The organism is Gordonia sp. HS-NH1, from assembly GCF_001418765.1.
GTDB lineage: Bacteria > Actinomycetota > Actinomycetes > Mycobacteriales > Mycobacteriaceae > Gordonia.
This window is the reverse complement of sequence record NZ_LIYC01000002.1, coordinates 18079-36951: the sequence shown is the minus strand read 5'-3', so window position 1 is coordinate 36951 and position 18873 is coordinate 18079. Positions and strand designations below refer to the sequence as shown.

The following is an 18873-nucleotide window of genomic DNA, read 5'->3' as shown; positions in this document are numbered from 1 at the left end:
CCGGCAGCGCAAACGAAAGCTCAACCCCGACGGCACCATGTCGTTGGTCGAGCACCTGTACGAGTTGCGCACTCGTATGGTCATCTCGATGCTGGCCATCATCGCCACGACGATCCTCGGGTTCCTCTGGTACAGCCACGGCTTCCTCGGCATCTCCTCGCTCGGTGACATGCTGCGCGGTCCGTACTGTGATCTGCCGCCATCGTCGCGTGCCTCGCTGACCGCCGACGATTCCTGTCGCCTTCTGGCGACCGGGCCGTTCGACCAGTTCATGCTTCGCCTCAAGGTGGCGCTCACCGCCGGTGTCGTGATGGCCTGCCCGGTGTGGATCTACCAGATCTGGCAGTTCATCACCCCCGGTCTCCACGACCACGAACGCCGATACGGCATCCTGTTCGTGGCGATGGCGACGACCCTGTTCGTCAGCGGCGCGGTGCTGGCCTACCTGGTGGTCGCCAAGGCCTTCGACTTCCTGTTGACCGTCGGCAACGAGGTCCAGGTCACGGCCCTGGCCGGTGACCAGTACTTCGGATTCATGCTCAACGTGCTCGTGATCTTCGGCGTGAGTTTCGAACTCCCGCTCCTCATCATCGCGCTCAACGTGGTGGGAGTGCTGACCTACGCCCGGTTGAAGAGCTGGCGGCGCGGCCTCATCTTCACGGTCTTCGTCTTCGCGGCCATCGTCACGCCGGGCCAGGACCCGTTCACGATGCTGGCCCTGGCGCTCGCGCTCACCGTCCTGCTCGAGTTCGCGATCCAGTTCGCGCGCATCTTCGACAAGCGCAAGGCGAAGAAGGCGTCGGCCTGGGCGGACCTCTCCGACGACGAGGCCAGCCCGCTGCCGCCGACGAAGCCGATCGCTCCGGCGTCGCCGATCCCGGCGCCGGCGAACCATGTCGGCGCCGGCGCCACCCGCACGTCGACGCGGGCGCGCGCGACCTTCGACGACGTCCTGTGACACAACTCGACTCGTTCACGTCGAGACTCGCTTTCCGGCTCGACGACTTCCAGCTCCGCGCGTGCGAGGCGCTCGAAGGCGGGCACGGTGTGCTGGTGTGCGCGCCGACCGGCGCGGGCAAGACCATCGTGGGTGAGTTCGCCGTGCATCTGGCGCTGGCCGGGGGCACGAAGTGCTTCTACACCACGCCGATCAAGGCGCTCAGCAATCAGAAGTACAACGACCTGGTGGCGGTCCACGGGGCCGAGTCGGTCGGGTTGCTGACCGGCGACAGCTCGATCAACCCCGATGCGCCGGTCGTCGTGATGACGACCGAGGTCGTGCGCAACATGATCTACGCCGAGTCACGAGCTCTGGACGGGTTGTCGCACGTCGTCATGGACGAGGTCCACTTCCTGGCAGACCGGTTCCGCGGGGCGGTGTGGGAAGAAGTCATCCTGCACCTCGAACCATCGGTTCGGGTGGTGAGCCTGTCGGCGACGGTGAGCAACGCCGAGGAGTTCGGCGACTGGATTCAGACGGTTCGCGGCGACACCTCGGTGATCGTGGACGAGCACCGGCCGGTGCCGCTGTCCCAGCACATGCTCGTCGGGCAACGGTTGTTCGACCTGTTCGACCCCGCCGACACCGGTCCGGCACGCAAGGCCGGTACCCGGCCCCGGGTCAATCCGGAACTGAAACGCCAGATCCGGCACCGGATCCTGATGGCCGACGACGAGCGGGAGTCGTCGCGCGGCCGTGGACGCGGTCGCGGCAGCGGACCCCGGCGTGACGGACGGGGACCGGCGCTGTCGCGGCCGAACCTCGTCACGCGTCTCGACCGGGAGGGCCTGCTCCCGGCCATCGGCTTCATCTTCTCGCGCGTCGGATGCGACGCCGCCCTGGCGCAGTGTCTGCGGTCGGGTATCTCGCTCCTCACCCCCGCGGAGATCGGCGAGGTCGACGCGATCGTCGACCGCCATCTCACCGAACTGTCGCCGACCGACCTCGATGTGCTGGGTGTGCACGAATGGCGAGAGGGGTTGCGCCGGGGGCTGGCCTCGCACCACGCGGGCATGCTCCCGACGTTCCGGCACACCGTCGAAGAGCTGTTCGTGCGGGGCCTGGTGCGGATGGTGTTCGCCACCGAGACGCTCGCGCTCGGCATCAACATGCCCGCGCGCTCGGTGGTCCTCGAACGTCTGGTCAAGTACAACGGTGAAGCCCATGTCGATCTGACCCCCGGCGAGTTCACGCAGCTGACCGGGCGGGCGGGTCGCCGCGGGATCGACGTCGAGGGCCACGCGGTCGTCGTGTGGACACCCGAGGTGGTACCCGAGGAGGTGGCCGGACTCGCAGGCGCGCGTACCTTCCCGCTGCGCAGCTCGTTCTCGCCGGAGTACAACATGGCGGTCAACCTGCTCGGACGGCTGGGTCTCGACGGTGCCCGCGAGCTGCTGCATCGGTCGTTCGCGCAGTTCCAGGCCGACCGGTCGGTTGTGGGACAGGCGCGCAAACTGGACGAGGCCCAGCGGGCGCTGCGCAAGCTCGACGGCGAGCTGGCGCGCACGGCGCAGGCGCGAGGGCTGGAACCTGCTGAGGCCGAAGCCGATTCGGAAGACGAGCCCTATGCCGGTTTTCTCGGATACGTCACGCTGCGCGAGGACATCCGCAGCCGCGAACGCGATCTCAAGTTCCGCAGGCGCACCGACACGCACGACGCCATCACCGCGGACCTGGCCGCGCTCAAACGCGGGCATGTCATCGGCGTACCCGTCGGACGGCACCGCGGTCTGGCGGTCATCATCGAACCGGCTACGCAGGCGCAGGATCCCAAGCCGCTCGTACTGACCGAGGACGCCTGGTGCGGTCGCGTCGGTACCCGCGACTTCGTCAATCCGCCCGAGGTGCTGGGCAACATGCGACTGCCGAAGAACGCCGACCGTCGCACCGGTCGCGGCCGACGCGATCTGGCGTCGGCGTTGCGATCGACCGGCATCGAGATGCCGCGCGGACGGCAGAAGAAGCGCGCCGACGCCGCCGACGACACCGAGCTCGCGCGCCTTCGACGCACCCTGCGTGCGCATCCGGCGCATCAGTTGCCGAACGGTGACGAGTTGTTCCGGCTCGCCGAACGCCGCAACCGGTTGCTGCGCGACATCGTCAACGCCGAGCGCAGCATCGGGGACCGGACGTCGACCCTTGGCGTCACGTTCGATCACATCGTCGGTGTCCTCAGCGAGTTGGGCTATCTCGAGCGCGTCGCCGAATCGACCGAGTCCACCGGCCACACGATGCTGGTGACCGACTCGGGCAAGCTGCTCGGCCGCATCTACAGCGAGAGCGACCTGGTGGTGACCGAGTGCATCCGGGCCGGCGTCTGGGACGATCTCTCCGCGCCCGATCTCGCCGCGGTGGTCGCGGCACTGGTCTACGAGAGCCGGCGCGACAGTTACAGCGGAGTCGATGCTCTTCCGGGCAGCAGCTCGATGCGCGCCGCGATGGCGGCGACGGTCGGGATCTGGTCGCGGGTCACCGCGGTGGAGCAGCGGCATCGGGTGAGTCCGACACGCGAACCCGACACCGGATTCTCCGTCGCCGTGGCGACGTGGGCATCGGGCCGTTCGCTCGGCGAGGCCCTGCTCCTGGCAGGCGAACGCGGACAACTCCTCTCGCCGGGGGACTTCGTGCGGTGGAACCGGCAGGTCGTGGATCTTCTCGAACAGATCCGGCTCGGGGTGGGGTCCGACACCCGTCTCGGTGGGACGGCCCGGGCAGCGGTCAAGGCGATCCGTCGCGGGGTGGTCGCTGCCGAACTCGGCTGATCGTTTCGGCCGAACTCGGCTGATCGTTTCGGCCGAACTCGGCTGATTATTTCAGCCGAACTCGGGTACATGCATCGGTCGGTCGGCGGGTGTCGGTTCACCGGACGACGCGCCCGCGGGGCGCGTGCGATGTTTGCTGATAGTCCCAGGCAGCTGAGGTAACGTTCATCCCGCATCCGGTGTCGGCGTGCCCGCCTCGATACCGCCGCGACGTCACAGTTCGCCGACACCCGTCGCCGGGTGAACGGCCGAGTGGGAGGGATTCATGACCGACCCGTACAACCCCAACCCGTCCCAACCGAATCCCCCCGGCCCACATTCTTCCGGCCCCGATCCGCAAGCCGGCCCGCGAGCGTCCGGAGACCAGTCGGGTCCGGACGGCAAGACCGAGATCGTGAACCTCCCCGGCGCCGGCCAGGCCGGCGCACCACCGGCCGACCCGACCACCATGGCGCCGAACCCGGCCGCGCAGACCCCGGGTTACGGCCAGCCGCAACAGGATCCGTATCAGCAGAACCCTTACCAGCAAGCGGGTGGACCTGCGGGGCAGCCTCCCCATTCCGGTCCGGCCCAGTCCCAGCCGACGCAGGTCGGCAACCCCGGACAGTACGGTCAGCCCGGTGGTCAACAGTATGGCCAGCCGGGTGCCCAGTACGGCGCCGACCAATATGGTGCACCGGGGCAGTACGGTGCCCCAGGGCAGTACGGGGCCGGCCAGTACGGGGCGCCCGGACAGGGGCAGTACGGCCAGCAGCCCTACGGCCAGAACCCGCAGGGCGCCACGGGACCGAATGCGCAGAACCCCTACGGCCAACAGCCCTACGGTCAGAACCAGTACGGTCAGAATCCGTACGGTGGCGGCGATCAGTTCAGCGGGATGGCGGCCGGGAAGTCGAACAAGACCGCCCGGACACTGATGTTCGTCGGCGGCGGCGCGCTGATCCTCATCGCCGCGATCGTGCTGATCACCGCGTTCCTCTTTCCCGGGTGGGCACCGAAGAACCTCGACCAGCAGGCTGCGCAGGACGGTGTGCAGCAGATCCTCACCGAGGATTATCAGGCCAGCGACGTCTCCGATGTGCAGTGCCCGTCGGGTCAGCGGGTCGAGACCGGTGCGTCGTTCACCTGCTCGGTCACCGTCGGCGGTCAGCAGCAGCAGGTCACCGTCACGTTCATCGACGACGACGGCCGCTACGAGGTCTCACGCCCGAGCTGACCGGCAAGGGGCCTCAGCCGGCTGTCACCCTCAGGGGCCTCAACCGGCCTGGGGCCAGCCGAGGGCCTTGGCGAGCCGCCCCACCGACGCCCCGATGCCCAGTTCCTCGACGAGTTCGGCGAGAGCTGCGGGGTCGGCGGGTTCGGCCGGCAATACATCCGACCCGCTGTCGATCGTCTCGGCGTCGGTGCGCACCGAGACGACGATTCGCGCCGCCTGCAGGTAGTCGACCGACGCGAGCAGTGACTTCCGGCTACGGGTCGGCACCGTCGACGACGGGTCGGCGGCAGCCGCCTCGAGTGCATCGAGGCTGCCGTACTCGCTGATCAGCTTCGCCGCGGTCTTCTCACCGATGCCGGCCACGCCCGGCAGCCCGTCCGAGGGATCCCCGCGCAACATCGACATCTCCGCGTAGCCGATCCCGGCGCGATCGACCGGCACGCCGTACTTCTCGGCGACCTCCACCGGCCCCATCATCTCGGCCTTGGCCAGGCCGCGGCCGACGTACAGGACGCGCACCGGGACCGGATCATCGGCGACCACCTGCAGCAGATCCCGATCACCGCTGACCACGATGACCGGATCCTCCGCCTCGTCATAGGCGAGCGTGCCGATCACGTCGTCGGCCTCACAACCGACGGCGCCCGAGGTCGCGATACCCGAAGCCGCCAGGACGGCCATGATCATGTCGACCTGCGGGGTGAGCGTGTCGGGCACCTCTTCGACGTCGATGTCCCTGCCCTCGACGTCGGTACCGCCGTCGGGAACCGCCACCCGGTGGGCCTTGTAGGTGGGGATCAGGTCGGTGCGGAACTCCGGGCGCCAGTCCAGGTCCAGGCACACCACCAGTCGCGTGGGTCGTTCGCGCACCACGAGATTGGCGATCGTGTCGAGGAAGCCCCGCACCGCGTTGACCGGGCGTCCGTCCGGGCTGGTCATCTTCTCCGGCAGGGCGAAGAACGATCGGAACCACAGGCTCGCGCCGTCGAGCAGCATCAACGAATCCGTCACCCCCACACTCTGTCATGAGTCGGCGGTAGTCTTCGTCGCATGGCATCTGGGACCGGAACAGCACGGGTGGCGACGTCGAAGGCGGGGGCCGCGCCGCTCTTCGGCGCAGAGGTGTACCGCGACCGGGTTCGCCGTGCCGCCGAACTCACCCGCGCCGCGGATCTGGACGCGCTCGTCGTCGCTCCCGGACCGGACCTGCGCTACCTGGTCGGGTCACGGGCGGAGACCTTCGAACGGCTCACCGCGCTCGTGATCCCCGCGACCGGCGACCCACGGCTCGTCATCGCGCGCCTCGAGGTCCCGTCGCTGTCCTCCTCGGCGGTGGGCGATCTCGACATCGAGGTGGCCGACTGGGTCGACGGTGACGACGCCCATGCGCTGGCACTGGCCGGGTTGCCCTCGCAGCCGCGCATCGCCGTCTCCGACTCCATGCCCGCCCTGCACGTGATCCCGCTCGCCCGGCACACCGGCGCCACACCGCAATTGGCGACCGACGTACTGCGCGAGCTCCGAATGATCAAGGATGCCGCGGAAATCGACGCACTCCGCCGTGCGGGTGCCGCGATCGACCGGGTGCACGCGCGGATGGGCGACTGGTTGATCCCCGGCCGCACCGAACGGGAGGTCGCCGCCGACATCGCCGCCGCGATCCTCGAGGAGGGGCACACCGAGGCGGCGTTCATCATCGTCGGGTCCGGCCCCAACGGCGCCGATCCCCACCACGAGTTCTCCGACCGGGTCATCGAGCGGTCCGACATCGTCGTCGTCGACATCGGCGGTCCGGTCGAGCCGGGTTACAACTCCGACTCCACGCGCACCTACTGCTTCGACGACCCGCCCGCCGACATCGCGGATGCCTACGCCGCGCTGCTCGAGGCGCAGCGTGCGGCCGTGGCCGCCGTCCGGCCCGGGGTGAGCGCGTCGTCGATCGATGCCGCGGCTCGCGATCTCCTCGCCGCACGCGGCCTGGCCGAGCGGTTCATCCACCGCACCGGGCACGGGATCGGGCTGTCGGTGCACGAGGAGCCCTACATCGTCGGCGGCAACGACATCCCGCTGCGGGCCGGAATGGCGTTCAGCGTGGAGCCGGGGGTGTACGTGTCCGGGCATTGGGGAGCCCGGATCGAGGACATCGTGATCGTCACCGACGACGGCTGCGAGTCCGTCAACAACCGCCCGCACGAACTGGTCCGGCTGGACGGATCGAACTCCTAGGGGTCAGGCCGGCCGCGACTCGCTGAACAGCGACGCCGAACCCAGTACGCGGCTCACCCTGATCTCGATCACCACGCGGCGGGGATTCGGCCGGGGTTCCCGGTATCGCTGCGCGTAGCGCTGCTCGGCCTCACGGACCTGGTCGGGTTCGCGGCGGACGGTCGCGGGTCCCTCGAGGGTCAGCCAGCGCGGGCCGTCGACGTTGGTGACGGCCGCATATCCGCCGCGCTCGGTGTTGCGGACCTTCTGATTGCCGTCGGAGGTGATGACCCGGGCGAGGCGGGCGTCGGGATCCCAGGTGAATCCGACCGCGACGGCATGCGGGGTGCCGTCGGCGCGCAGGGTGGTGAGGGTGCCGAGGTGGCGTTCGGTGAGGAACGCGAGGGCATCGGATCCGAGGTCGGCGGCGGTGCGGGGCATGACCCCACGGTAGTGGCGACGGCGCGCACGACCGGTCTCGGGGCCGATGCGATACTGCTAGCCATGGCGTCACGCAGCGAAGGGGCATCAGCGGGTCCGGATTCCGACCCGGTCGGTGCCCTCGTCCTGTTCGGCGGCCGCAGTGAGATCGGCGTGGCCACCGCCGCGCGTCTCGCGTCCGGGCGGACGGTCGTCCTGGCGGCCCGCCGTCCCAACGACCTGGGCGACGAGTCGGCACGCCTGCTCGAGGCCGGGGCGGTCGCGGTACACACCGTGGCATTCGACGCGAACGACACCGACACCCATCCCGCGCTCGTCGAATCGCTGTCCGAACGGTTCGGTCCGATCGGGATCGCGATCGTCGCGTTCGGCATCCTCGGTGACCAGGACCGGGCCGAAACCGATGTGGCACACGCACTTCAGATCGCGCACACCGATTACTACGCGCACGTCAGCGTGCTGACACCGCTCGCATCGGTGCTGCGCGCTCAGGCCTCCGGGACGATCATCGTCTTCTCCTCGGTGGCCGGCATCCGGGTGCGCCGGGCCAACTACGTCTACGGCTCGACCAAGGCCGGACTCGACGGGTTCGCCAGTGGTCTCGCAGATGCGTTGCACGGCAGCGGTGCTCGTCTGTTGCTGGCCCGCCCCGGCTTCGTCGTCGGCGCGATGACCCGCGACCTGATGGATTCCGGCGTGAAACCGGCTCCGTTGTCGCGCAATCCCGAGCAGGTTGCCGACGCCGTGGCGCACGCGTACCGCAAGGGACGCGGCGAGGTCTGGATCCCGGGGGTGCTACGTCCCGTGTTCTTCGGTATGCGGCTGCTGCCACGCGCGGTGTGGCGGAGGCTTCCCCGATGAGGTCACCGGGGGCAGCCGTCACGTCGACGGTCCCCACATCCGAGTTCGTGGTGGTCGGCATCGGTGCCGACGGCTGGCCCGGCCTCGGTGAGCCGGCACGCGACGAGTTACGCCGTGCACGGGTGATCTACGGCGCTGCACGGCAATTGGCGCTTCTCGACGGTGCTGCGCCCCGACTCGGTGCACAACTGCGGCCGTGGCGCTCACCGATGTCGGAGCACCTGGCCGAGCTCGTCGAGACGTGGGGCGTCGACGACGCCCACCCGGACACCGTGCACATCCTCGCCAGCGGCGACCCGATGTTCCACGGGGTCGGCGCGAGCATCGTCGCCCGCGTCGGTGCGGACCGGGTGCGGGTGTTTCCGGCCGTGTCGAGTGCGAGTCTGGCCTGCGCGCGCCTCGGCTGGGACCTTGCGACGACCCGGATCGTCAGCGCGGTGCGCACCGAGCCGGGCGTCGTGCTCGGCGAGGTCACCGACGGTGCTCGCGTGCTGGTCCTGAGCCGCGACGAGACCACTCCCGCCGCCGTCGCCGAACTCCTCACAGATGCCGGTTTCGGTGCGTCGGCGATGACCGTCCTCGAGCAGCTCGGTGGCCCCGCCGAACAGATCGCCACCGACACCGCGGAGGGCTGGCACCGCAGGGCCGGCGATCCGCTGAACATCGTCGCCGTCGACTGCGTCGGACCACACCGGACCCGGCTTCCCGGTCGGGCGGACGAGGCCTACGAGCACGACGGCCAGATCACCAAGTCGACGATCCGCGCCCTCACCGTCTGCGCACTCGAGCCGGCCGGGGCGCAGATCCTCTGGGACATCGGGGCCGGGTCGGGCAGCGTCGCGATCGAATGGTTACGCGCCGACGACCGCGGACTCGCGGTCGCCTTCGAGCGCGACCCCGAGCGCGCCGATCGGTTGCGACGCAATGCCGCTCGTCACGGCGTGGCGCACCGGCTCTCGGTGCGAGGACCGGCTCCCGACGAGCTGGCCGACGCGCCGGAACCCGATGCGGTCTTCATCGGCGGCGGACTGGACGAGGAGATCCTCGCGCTCGCCTGGGATGCGCTGGCGGATTCGGGCCGGCTCGTGGTGAACGCGGTGACCGTCGAGAACCAGGCCCTCGTGACACGACGGCACGCCGACCAGGGCGGTACCCTGCGGCGCCTGTCGGTGGAGACCGTCGCGCCCCTCGGCACGATGACCACCTGGCGTCCGGCCCTCCCGATCGTGCAGTGGTCTGTCGACAAACCGACGACGGGGCTTCCGGATGCCGGTCTCGCGGAGGTTGTCCGATGACCGTGTACTTCATCGGCGCCGGGCCGGGGGCGCCCGACCTGATCACGCTGCGGGGAGCACGGGTGCTGGGGGAGTGCGAGACCTGTGTCTACGCCGGATCGTTGGTGCCCGCGGAGCTTCTCGCACTGTGTCCCGAGGGTGCCGAACTCGTCGACACCGCCCGGATGCCGTTGTCGGACATCATCGATGTCATCGCGGCCGCAGACGCACGGGGGCATGACGTGGCCCGCCTGCACTCGGGTGATCTCGCCGTCTACTCGGCGATGGCCGAGCAACAGCGTGAACTGACCGCACGCGGTATCCCTCATCAGATCGTGCCCGGTGTGCCGGCGTTCGCGGCCGCCGCGGCCGCACTCGACACCGAACTCACCGTGCCGGGCGTCGGCCAGAGCCTGTTGATCACGCGCGTGTCGACACTGTCGACGGACATGCCGCCGGGGGAGGACCTCGCGAGCCTCGCCATGACCGGAGTGACACTCGCACTGCATCTCGCGGCACATCGCGCGGAACAGATCGTGGAGGCGCTCACCCCGCACTACGGCAGCGACTGCCCCACCGCGACAGTTGCTTTCGCCAGTCGCGAGAACGAGCAGATCGTGCGCTGCCCGTTGTCCCGGTTGCCCGAGACCCTGGACGCCGCCGACATCCGCAAGACCGCGGTCATCTTCGTCGGGCGTGTGCTGGATCCGTCGACATCGGACGCCACCGACAGCTACCTGTACTCGCATGCGCGGATGACCAAACTCCGCGCCGACCGCGACTCGTCGCGGTGAACGGTTCCGCCCCGGATCCCACCGAGCATGTGCTCATCCTCGGCGGAACGGGGGAGGCGCGTGCGCTGGCCTCGAGTCTGGCCGAGTCCGGCATCGAGTTCATCAGCTCACTCGCGGGTCGGGTCAACGACCCTCGCCTGCCGGTCGGTCCCGTGCGAATCGGCGGGTTCGGCGGAACCGAAGGGCTCCGGGACTGGCTGCGGAGCAATCGGATTCGTGCGGTGGTCGACGCCACCCACCCGTTCGCCGCGACCATCACCCGCAACGCTGCTCGGGCCGCCGCCGATGCGGGTGTCCCGCTGCTGCGGTTGCGCCGGGACCCGTGGGTGCCCGGGGACACCGACACGTGGACCCGCGTACCCGACCTCCCCTCGGCCGCGCGGGAGGTGGACGCCCGTGGCGGACGCGTCTTCCTGACCACCGGTCGCCAGGATGTCGTCGTCTTCGCGGGGATCCGTTCGGCGTGGTTTCTGATCCGGGTCGTCGACGCCCCGACCGGAGCGCTTCCGCCCCGCCACGAGGTGTTGCGTTCGCGCGGTCCCTACGACCATGCCTCGGAGTCGAGGCTGTTGCGCGACAACGACATCGACCTACTGGTCACCAAGAACAGCGGCGGATCACTGACCTCGGCGAAGCTGGTGGCCGCGGCCGAACTGGGGATCGAGGTCATCATGGTCGACCGGCCCGCCGAACCCGACTCGCCGGTCATCTCAGATGTCGGTGCCGCCCGGGACTGGCTCGAGGCGCTGCTCGACTGACTGATCGGCAGTCTCATCGGCGCTGTCCACCGGGCGGTGACTGCGTGGCGTGAACACCAGCGCACCCGCCGCGCGCGGGACCACCCTCGTCGCCGACGACCCGATGATGATCATGGTCCGCATGTCCACGACGGCGGGATCGAAGTCCGCGACCGTGGTGATGGTGAGCTGCTCTTCCGGACCGCCGACGTCCCGACCGAGCACGACGACGCGATCGGGCGACACCGTCTGGGCGAGGGTGTGCTGGAGGGCGCCGACCTGCCAGGTGCGGCTCGCCGACCCCGGGTTGTAGATGGCGATCACCAGGTCGGCACCGAGGGCGGCGCGGATGCGCCGTTCGATGACCGACCACGGCTTGAGCCGGTCGGAGAGCGAGATGATCGCGAAATCGTGCCCGAGCGGCGCTCCGACCGCCGCGGCGACGGCGGTGGCTGCGGTGACGCCGGGCACCACGCGTACCGGCACCTCGTGCCACCGCGGTTGCGCGGCGACCTCGGCGACCGCGGCGGCCATCGCGAACACGCCGGGATCGCCGGACGAGACGACGGCGACGCGAGCGCCGCGGCGGGCGAGATCCAGTGCGAACTCGGCGCGCTCGGCCTCGACCCGGTTGTCGCTCGCGTGCACTCGCTGACCCGGGCGCGGGGTGACGCGCTTGAGATAGGTGGTGTACCCGACGAGGTCGGTGGCCGTGGCGAGCTCGGCGCGCACCTCGGGGGTGGTCCAGCTGTCGTGACCCGGTCCGAGTCCGACGACGACGAGCTCACCGGGGACCGGCTTCGGCTCGAACATCGGATTGTTGCGGCGTCCGGGGACGACGAGGATGGAGAAGTACGGCACCTCCGCGGGATCCACGTCGGCCGCCGGCAGCACCCGTTCGACCGTCGTGGAGGCGCGTTCGACATAGAACGCCTCGTCGAGACGCCCGGCCTCGCCGAGTGCATCGCGCACCCGCTCGAACGTGCGACCGAGCTTCATCACCACGATCGCGTCCGCGGAACGGAACCGGAAGAGCAGCTCCGAGGTCGACGCCGTACCCGGAACGACCGTCAGGGTCTCCTCGCCTTCGACGAGCGGGACCCCGGTCGCCGCCGACGCCGCGCTGACCGAGGTGACACCGGGCACGATCTCGGCGTCGAAGTGCGGCGACAGGCGCTTGTGCATGTGCATGTAGGAGCTGTAGAACAGCGGGTCACCCTCGGCGAGGAGGACGACGTCGCGGCCGGCACGCAGGTGCACCGCGAGGCGTTCGGCGCTCTGGGCGTAGAAGTCGTCGAGCGCGCCCTGGTAGCCGCCCGGATGGTCGGTGGTCTCGGTGGTGACCGGGTACATCAGACGTTCCTCGGTCTGGCCGTCGCGCAGGTACGGTTCGGCGACCGACCTCGCGATGCTGTTGCCATGGCGCGCAGAGTGATACGCGATCACGTCCGCGGTGCTGATGAGGCGGGCGGCCTTCACGGTCATCAGTTCGCTGTCGCCCGGGCCCAGGCCGATGCCGTAGAGCGTGCCCTGGCGAGACGCGTTCCCGGCCGTCGAGTTGCCGTCCGGGTTCGTCGAGGAATTGTGAGAATTCATGGGAGCCACCATCATTCCTGCGGGGTCGCGAGCGCGTTGACCGCGGCCGCGGTGATCGCCGAGCCACCGCGCCGGCCCGTGACCGTGATGAATTCGAGGTCGTCGCGCTCGGCGAGTGCAGCGCAGGACTCGACTGCGCCGACGAAACCGACGGGTGCCCCGACGATGGCGGCGGGCCGCGGTGCACCGTCGTCGATCATGTCCAGGAGCGCGAACAGTGCGGTCGGCGCGTTGCCGATCGCGACCACCGCGCCTTCCAGGCGTGGGAGCCAGAACTGCAGTGCGGCAGCGGTTCTCGTGGTTCCCATCTGCTCTGCGAGCGACGGGAGGGTGGGTTCGGACAGGTGGCAGAACACCTCGTTGTCCGCGGGCAGACGCTTGCGCGTGATACCGGAGGCCACCATGTTGGCGTCGCAGAGGATCGGGGCGCCGGCCGCGAGCGCACCGCGCGCAGCGGCCACGACACCGGGCGTCGCGACGACGTCGCGCGTCAGGTCGGTCTGGCCACACGCGTGGATCATGCGGACGACCACGGTCGCCACGTCGGGCGCGAAGGCGGAGAGGTCGGACTCGGCGCGGATCGTGGCGAAGGACTGGCGGTAGATCGCGGCGCCGTCACGCAGGTACTCGGTCATGGTGTTGACGAGCCTAACGGCGCCGCCGTTCGTATCCGCCGTCGGGCGTGGCCTGCACCGAGAGGTGTGATTCGGCCGGCGATCCGCAACCCCGGGCACAACCCACCCAGTGTTCGCGTTCGTCGACGGGGTCGCCGTCTTGCACCCGGGCCATCAGGTCGTCCCGGACCGGGGCGTGCGCGGACGAGCATCCCGGGGCCCCGACGCAGCAGCTGACGGATGCCCAGGGCGAGGCGGCGTCGAAGATCAGGCCCATCGGGGCCAGCACGCGGACGACGGTCTCGGCCACGCCCTCGTCGAGGTCGCACAGCAGGATCTCGCGGTCGGGTGTGAAGACGACCGGCGCCTGGACAGCCGCGATGAACTCGGCCAGCCGGGCCGGCAGCCGTCCCAGTTCGACGACCGCGCCGAGCAGAACCGCCCCGTCGTCCTGGTCGAACCAGCCGACGATCGGTTCTCGGGACACGATCGGCGCGGCGTCGGGGTCGTCGCCGATCACGGGGTCGAGTGACGGCGCGGCGATATCGGCGAGCCGGCGCCGGGAGTCGGCGTCGAGGTCGCGCACCCGCCACGCGCCGGGCGCGACCTCGCCCAGACCGGCGGCCACCGCGATCAGCGCACGCACGATCGACTCCGAACCGGTGGCCGAGCCGACCGGGACCCCGCCGATGACGATGTCGGCCACGAGGGGAGTGTCGGCCACGACAGAGCTGCCGGCCCGGATCACCGCGCAGGCATCCGGCCGCCGGGCGGCGATGTCCCCGCGGCCGTCGTCGATGCCGAACAGGAACCGGCCCGACAGGGACGCCGCGGCCGGATCGGCACGCAAGGCGTCGTCAAGTGCCGCAGCGAGGGGCCGTGCGTCGGCGATCCCGCCGATACGGCCCGTGAGCGGGCTGAGCTCGATGTTGCGCACCTTGTCGTGGGTGCTGCTCGGCGCGAGTCCGGCGGCGACGACCGCCTCCGCGACGGCCTCGACGTCGGTGATCCCGCGCACCTGGAGATTGCCGCGCACCGTCAGCTCGAGGTGTCCGTCGGCATGTTCGGCCGCCGCCCGGGCGAGCAGCTCCAGCTGGTCCGGACGGATTCGACCGCCTGGCAGCCGGACCCGGGCCAGCGCGCCGTCGGCCGCCGGATGCGTGTCGAAGACCCCCGGGCAACGGTCGGCGGCGGGCCGGGCTGGTTGGTTCATCCCACCAGCCTACGACCGGCTCGTGCGGTGGCCGTAGGCTGAACGCACCGCGAGCGGGCTGAAGCCGGTGCGATTCCGGCGCGGTCGCGCCACTGTGATCGGGGGCCGGGATCGACCGGCCATCCGGGAGTCAGACCAGTCCCTCGCACTGCACCCGCCATCTACGGCACCGACACGCACCGGGCGCGACAACCCGGCGAGGAGACACGATGATCCTGCTGCTCTCGACCTCGGACACCGATCTGCTCACGGCCTCCGCCGCCCACGACCCGGAGCCCGGTTCAGCACTTGCCCCTGTCACGTACCGCGGGGCCAACCCGTCGCGCATCCTGGTCGAGGACATCCCGGGACTCGCCGCCGACGCCGACCTCATCGTCGTGCGCATCCTGGGCGGCGTGCGCGCCTGGGAGGACGGGCTCGCCGCGATCGAGGCGACCGGCAAGCCGCTCGTCGTGTGTTCCGGTGAGCAACAGCCCGACCCCGATCTGATGGCGCACTCCACCGTGCCCTCCGGCGTCGCCGCGCAGGCACACGACTACCTCGCCGCGGGTGGCGTCGCCAACATGGTGAATCTGCACCACTTCCTGTCCGACACCGTCCTGCTCACCGGCAACGGCTTCGAACTCCCGCAGCAGACCCCCGCCTGGGGCGTGCTGGAACGGACGCCCTCTCTGCTCCCTGAGGTGCGAGGAGCGCACGCTGAGGCTTCTCCGCTCCCTGAGGTGCGAGGAGCGCACGCTGAGGCTTCTCCGCTCCCTGAGGTGCGAGGAGCGCTAGCGACGAGCCACGAAGGGCCCGCCGATGCCCCCACCATCGCGGTCCTCTACTACCGCGCCCAGCACCTCGCGGGGAACACGCGCTACATCGCCGCCCTGTGTGACGCCATCGAGGCGAAGGGTGCCCGTGCGCTGCCGATCTTCTGCGCGTCGCTGCGGACCGCGCCCGACGACCTCCTCGAGCTGCTCGGCACCGCCGACGCGCTCGTGGTCACCGTGCTGGCCGCCGGTGGCGCCACCCCGGCCACCGCTTCGGCCGGCGGCGACGACGAGGCGTGGAACATCGAACGACTGGCCGCCCTCGACGTCCCCATTCTGCAGGGTCTCTGCCTCACCGGTTCCCGCGCCGACTGGGAGGACAGCGACGACGGCCTGTCGCCACTCGACGTCGCGACCCAGGTGGCGGTGCCCGAGTTCGACGGCCGCATCATCACCGTGCCGTTCTCGTTCAAGGAGTTCGACGACGACGGACTGCCCTGGTACCAGCCGGATCTCGAGCGCTGCGCACGCGTGGCGGGTATCGCCACCGCGCACGCCCGGTTGCGGCGGACGCCGGCCGCGGACAAGCGCATCGCGGTCATGCTGTCGGCCTACCCGACCAAGCATGCCCGGATCGGCAACGCGGTCGGCCTCGACACCCCGCGCAGCCTGCTGCGCCTGCTCGCCGCGATGCGCGAGGCCGGATACGACATCGGGCCCGAGTCCGGACCGGAAGCGATTCCCGGTCTCGCAGAGGATGATTCGGATGCGCTGATCCATCAGATCATCGCCACGGGCGGCCAGGATGCGGACTGGCTCACCGAGGAGACCCTCGCGGCCAACCCGATCCGTCTGTCGGCGCGGGATTATCGGTCGTGGTTCGACACCCTGCCCGAGGGGCTGCGCACGGCGGTCACCGAGCACTGGGGACCCGCACCCGGTGAGCTGTTCGTCGACCGCACCCACAATCCCGACGGCGACATCGTGATCGCGGCACTGACCTTCGGCAACATCGCGATCATGGTGCAGCCGCCGCGCGGATTCGGCGAGAACCCGGTGGCGATCTACCACGACCCCGATCTGCCGCCGTCGCATCACTATCTGGCCTCGTACCGGTGGCTCGCCGCCCACGACACCGGCTTCGGCGCCGATGCGATCGTGCACGTCGGCAAACACGGCAACCTGGAATGGTTGCCCGGCAAGAACCTCGGCATGTCGGCGGACTGCGGCACCGACGCCGCTCTCGGCGACCTCCCGCTCGTCTACCCGTTCCTGGTGAACGACCCGGGGGAGGGGACGCAGGCCAAACGACGTGCACACGCAGTTCTCGTCGACCACCTGATCCCGCCGATGGCGCGCGCCGAGTCCTACGGCGACATCGCCCGCCTGGAACAGCTGCTCGACGAACACGCCAACATCTCCGCGCTCGACCCGGCGAAGCTGCCGGCGATCCGCCAGCAGATCTGGACGCTCCTGACCGCGGCCAAGATGGATTCCGACCTCGGGCTCACCGAACGGCCCGACGAAGAGGTCTTCGACGACATGCTGCTGCACGTCGACGGCTGGCTGTGCGAGATCAAGGACGTGCAGATCCGCGACGGACTGCACGTGCTCGGCGAGCCCCCGCGCGACGACGCCGAGGTCGACCTGGTCCTGGCGATGCTGCGCGCGCGCCAGCTCTGGGGCGGCACGTCGGCCCTGCCCGGCCTGCGCGAGGCCCTCGGCCTCGTCGAGGACGGCTCGGCCGAGCGGAGTTCCGTCGACGCCGTGGAGGCCCAGGCCCGCGAACTCGTCGCCGCGTGCGCCAAGGACGACTGGTCGGCGGCATCCGTCGCCGCGGCCACTGCGGGACTACCCGCGGCGGTCGGGGACGTGCTCACGTTCGCGGCCACCGAGGTCGTGCCGCGCCTGCGTCAGACGACGGGCGAGGTCCCGCGCGTGCTGCACGCCCTGGACGGTGGGTTCATCCCGGCCGGACCGAGCGGCTCCCCGCTGCGCGGCCTGATCAACGTGCTGCCCACCGGACGCAACTTCTACTCCGTGGACCCGAAGGCGGTGCCCTCGCGGCTGGCGTGGGAGACCGGCCGGGCGATGGCCGACTCGCTGCTCGAGCGCTACCTCACCGATCACGGTGAGTACCCCGCATCGGTGGGCCTATCGGTGTGGGGCACCAGCGCGATGCGCACGTCCGGTGACGACGTCGCCGAGGTGCTCGCGCTGCTCGGGGTCATGCCCGTGTGGGACGAGATGTCCCGGCGTGTCTCCTCGCTGGAGCTGATCGGCCTCGAGGAACTGGGCCGCCCCCGCATCGATGTGACAGTCCGCATCTCCGGCTTCTTCCGGGACGCCTTCCCGCACGTCGTCACGATGCTCGACGACGCGGTCGCGCTCGCCGCGGCGGCCGAGGACGAGTCCGACGAGCAGAATTTCGTCGCCGCCCACGTGCGCGCCTCGATGTCCGACCACGGCGACCGGCGACGCGCCGTGACGCGCGTGTTCGGCTCCAAGCCCGGCACCTACGGCGCCGGGATCCTGCAGCTCATCGACTCCCGGGACTGGCGCAGCGACGAGGACCTGGCACGGGTCTACACCGAGTGGGGCGGTTACGCCTACGGACGTGACCTCGACGGTGTGCCCGCGGTCGACGACATGCGCGCCGCCTACAAGCGGATCGCCGTGGCGGCGAAGAACACCGACACCCGCGAGCACGACATCGCCGACTCCGATGACTACTTCCAGTACCACGGCGGCATGGTGGCAACGGTGCGCGCACTCACCGGCAAGTCGCCCGAGGCGTACATCGGAGACAGCACCCGGCCCGACTCCGTCCGCACCCGGACGCTGTCGGAGGAGACCAGTCGTGTGTTCCGCGCCCGCGTCGTCAATCCGCGTTGGATCTCGGCGATGCAGCGGCACGGGTACAAGGGTGCCTTCGAGATGGCGGCGACGGTCGACTACCTCTTCGGTTACGACGCGACCACCGACGTCGTCGCCGACTGGATGTACGAGAAGCTCACCGAGTCCTACGTCCTGGACGAGACCAACCAGCAGTTCATGCAGCAGTCCAACCCCTGGGCGCTGCACGGTATCGCCGAACGGCTGCTCGAGGCCGTCGAGCGCGACATGTGGCGCGAACCCCCGGCCGAGCTGCTCGACGCCCTGCGCAATGTCTACCTGCAGACCGAGGGCGACATCGAGGGCCGCGGGGAGGACGTCTCTGCCGGCTGAGTTCGTTCCCTGTGCCGGCTGAGCCGCCTTCCGCTGGTTGAGCCGCCTTCCGCTGGTTGAGCCGCCTTCCGCTGGTTGAGCTTGTCGAAACCACCCCTCGGGAGAAAAATCGCCTCGTCGTTCGTTACCGGTGCAGACCCTGACGTCAACGGGTGCCGGACGGCACCGAAGGACAGG

General features: G+C 70.0%; 14 protein-coding genes and 1 riboswitch. Of the genes, 9 read left to right on the top strand and 5 right to left on the bottom strand.

Annotated elements, in window-relative coordinates:
• The first annotated feature begins 37 nt into the window (after window positions 1–37).
• From tatC to AMD30_RS01985, 3 genes are all read left to right on the top strand, one after another.
• On the top strand, window positions 38–958 hold the full coding sequence (gene tatC / locus AMD30_RS01995; protein WP_010841095.1) for a twin-arginine translocase subunit TatC: 921 nt from the start codon (window positions 38–40) through the stop codon (window positions 956–958).
• Complete coding sequence (locus AMD30_RS01990) at window positions 955–3762, top strand: DEAD/DEAH box helicase (RefSeq protein ID WP_055474577.1); 2808 nt, start codon at window positions 955–957, stop codon at window positions 3760–3762. Before tatC ends, AMD30_RS01990 begins: the two co-directional genes overlap by 4 nt.
• 265 nt (window positions 3763–4027) lie before the next feature.
• Window positions 4028–4978: a DUF4333 domain-containing protein gene (locus AMD30_RS01985; RefSeq protein WP_014926740.1), complete on the top strand. Its 951-nt coding sequence runs from the start codon at window positions 4028–4030 to the stop codon at window positions 4976–4978.
• A gap of 39 nt (window positions 4979–5017) precedes the next feature.
• Here the strand turns inward: AMD30_RS01985 and AMD30_RS01980 are convergent, their stop codons facing one another.
• Entirely contained in the window at window positions 5018–5974 is a 957-nt protein-coding gene (locus tag AMD30_RS01980) for a 5'-3' exonuclease (protein WP_055474708.1), read from the bottom strand.
• A gap of 54 nt (window positions 5975–6028) precedes the next feature.
• On the opposite strand from AMD30_RS01980, the gene AMD30_RS01975 reads away from it, so the two are divergent.
• Window positions 6029–7204 carry a M24 family metallopeptidase gene (locus AMD30_RS01975; RefSeq protein WP_055474576.1) on the top strand — a complete coding sequence of 392 codons (1176 nt, stop codon included), beginning with the start codon at window positions 6029–6031 and terminating at the stop codon, window positions 7202–7204.
• A 3-nt stretch (window positions 7205–7207) separates the two neighbouring features.
• On the opposite strand, the gene AMD30_RS01970 is transcribed toward AMD30_RS01975, so the two are convergent.
• Complete coding sequence (locus tag AMD30_RS01970) at window positions 7208–7624, bottom strand: PPOX class F420-dependent oxidoreductase (RefSeq protein ID WP_055474575.1); 417 nt, start codon at window positions 7622–7624, stop codon at window positions 7208–7210.
• 63 nt (window positions 7625–7687) lie between these two features.
• Between AMD30_RS01970 and AMD30_RS01965 the strand changes: the two genes are divergently transcribed.
• The 4 genes from AMD30_RS01965 to AMD30_RS01950 are packed head-to-tail and all read left to right on the top strand — an operon-like array spanning window position 7688 to window position 11311.
• Window positions 7688–8485, top strand: a complete 798-nt coding sequence (locus tag AMD30_RS01965; RefSeq protein WP_055474707.1) for an SDR family NAD(P)-dependent oxidoreductase — start codon at window positions 7688–7690, stop codon at window positions 8483–8485.
• Window positions 8482–9780, top strand: coding sequence for a bifunctional cobalt-precorrin-7 (C(5))-methyltransferase/cobalt-precorrin-6B (C(15))-methyltransferase (locus tag AMD30_RS01960; protein ID WP_055474706.1), 1299 nt, complete (start codon window positions 8482–8484; stop codon window positions 9778–9780). The genes AMD30_RS01965 and AMD30_RS01960 overlap by 4 nt, the downstream gene beginning before the upstream one ends.
• Complete coding sequence (cobM, locus tag AMD30_RS01955; RefSeq protein ID WP_055474574.1) at window positions 9777–10553, top strand: precorrin-4 C(11)-methyltransferase; 777 nt, start codon at window positions 9777–9779, stop codon at window positions 10551–10553. Before AMD30_RS01960 ends, cobM begins: the two co-directional genes overlap by 4 nt.
• A complete protein-coding gene (locus AMD30_RS01950) occupies window positions 10550–11311 on the top strand; it encodes a cobalt-precorrin-6A reductase (RefSeq protein WP_055474573.1) in 762 nt (253 codons plus the stop codon). Before cobM ends, AMD30_RS01950 begins: the two co-directional genes overlap by 4 nt.
• Here AMD30_RS01950 and AMD30_RS01945 read toward each other — a convergent pair.
• From AMD30_RS01945 to cobG, 3 genes are read right to left on the bottom strand one after another with little or no spacing between them, the layout of a single operon-like run.
• Window positions 11264–12886 (bottom strand): precorrin-2 C(20)-methyltransferase, encoded by a 1623-nt coding sequence (locus AMD30_RS01945; protein ID WP_055474572.1) that lies wholly within the window; start codon window positions 12884–12886, stop codon window positions 11264–11266. The two genes, AMD30_RS01950 and AMD30_RS01945, sit on opposite strands and share 48 nt — an antisense overlap.
• An 11-nt stretch (window positions 12887–12897) precedes the next feature.
• The gene (locus AMD30_RS01940; protein ID WP_055474571.1) at window positions 12898–13521 is read right to left on the bottom strand and encodes a precorrin-8X methylmutase; all 624 of its coding nucleotides are present in this window, start codon (window positions 13519–13521) and stop codon (window positions 12898–12900) included.
• 13 nt (window positions 13522–13534) lie between these two features.
• The gene (gene cobG, locus AMD30_RS01935; protein ID WP_055474570.1) at window positions 13535–14713 is read right to left on the bottom strand and encodes a precorrin-3B synthase; all 1179 of its coding nucleotides are present in this window, start codon (window positions 14711–14713) and stop codon (window positions 13535–13537) included.
• A 60-nt stretch (window positions 14714–14773) separates the two neighbouring features.
• Window positions 14774–14844: riboswitch (cobalamin riboswitch) on the top strand.
• Window positions 14845–14922: 78 nt separating this feature from the next.
• Between cobG and cobN the strand changes: the two genes are divergently transcribed.
• A complete protein-coding gene (gene cobN, locus AMD30_RS01930; RefSeq protein ID WP_055474569.1) occupies window positions 14923–18696 on the top strand; it encodes a cobaltochelatase subunit CobN in 3774 nt (1257 codons plus the stop codon).
• The last annotated feature ends 177 nt before the right edge of the window (window positions 18697–18873 follow it).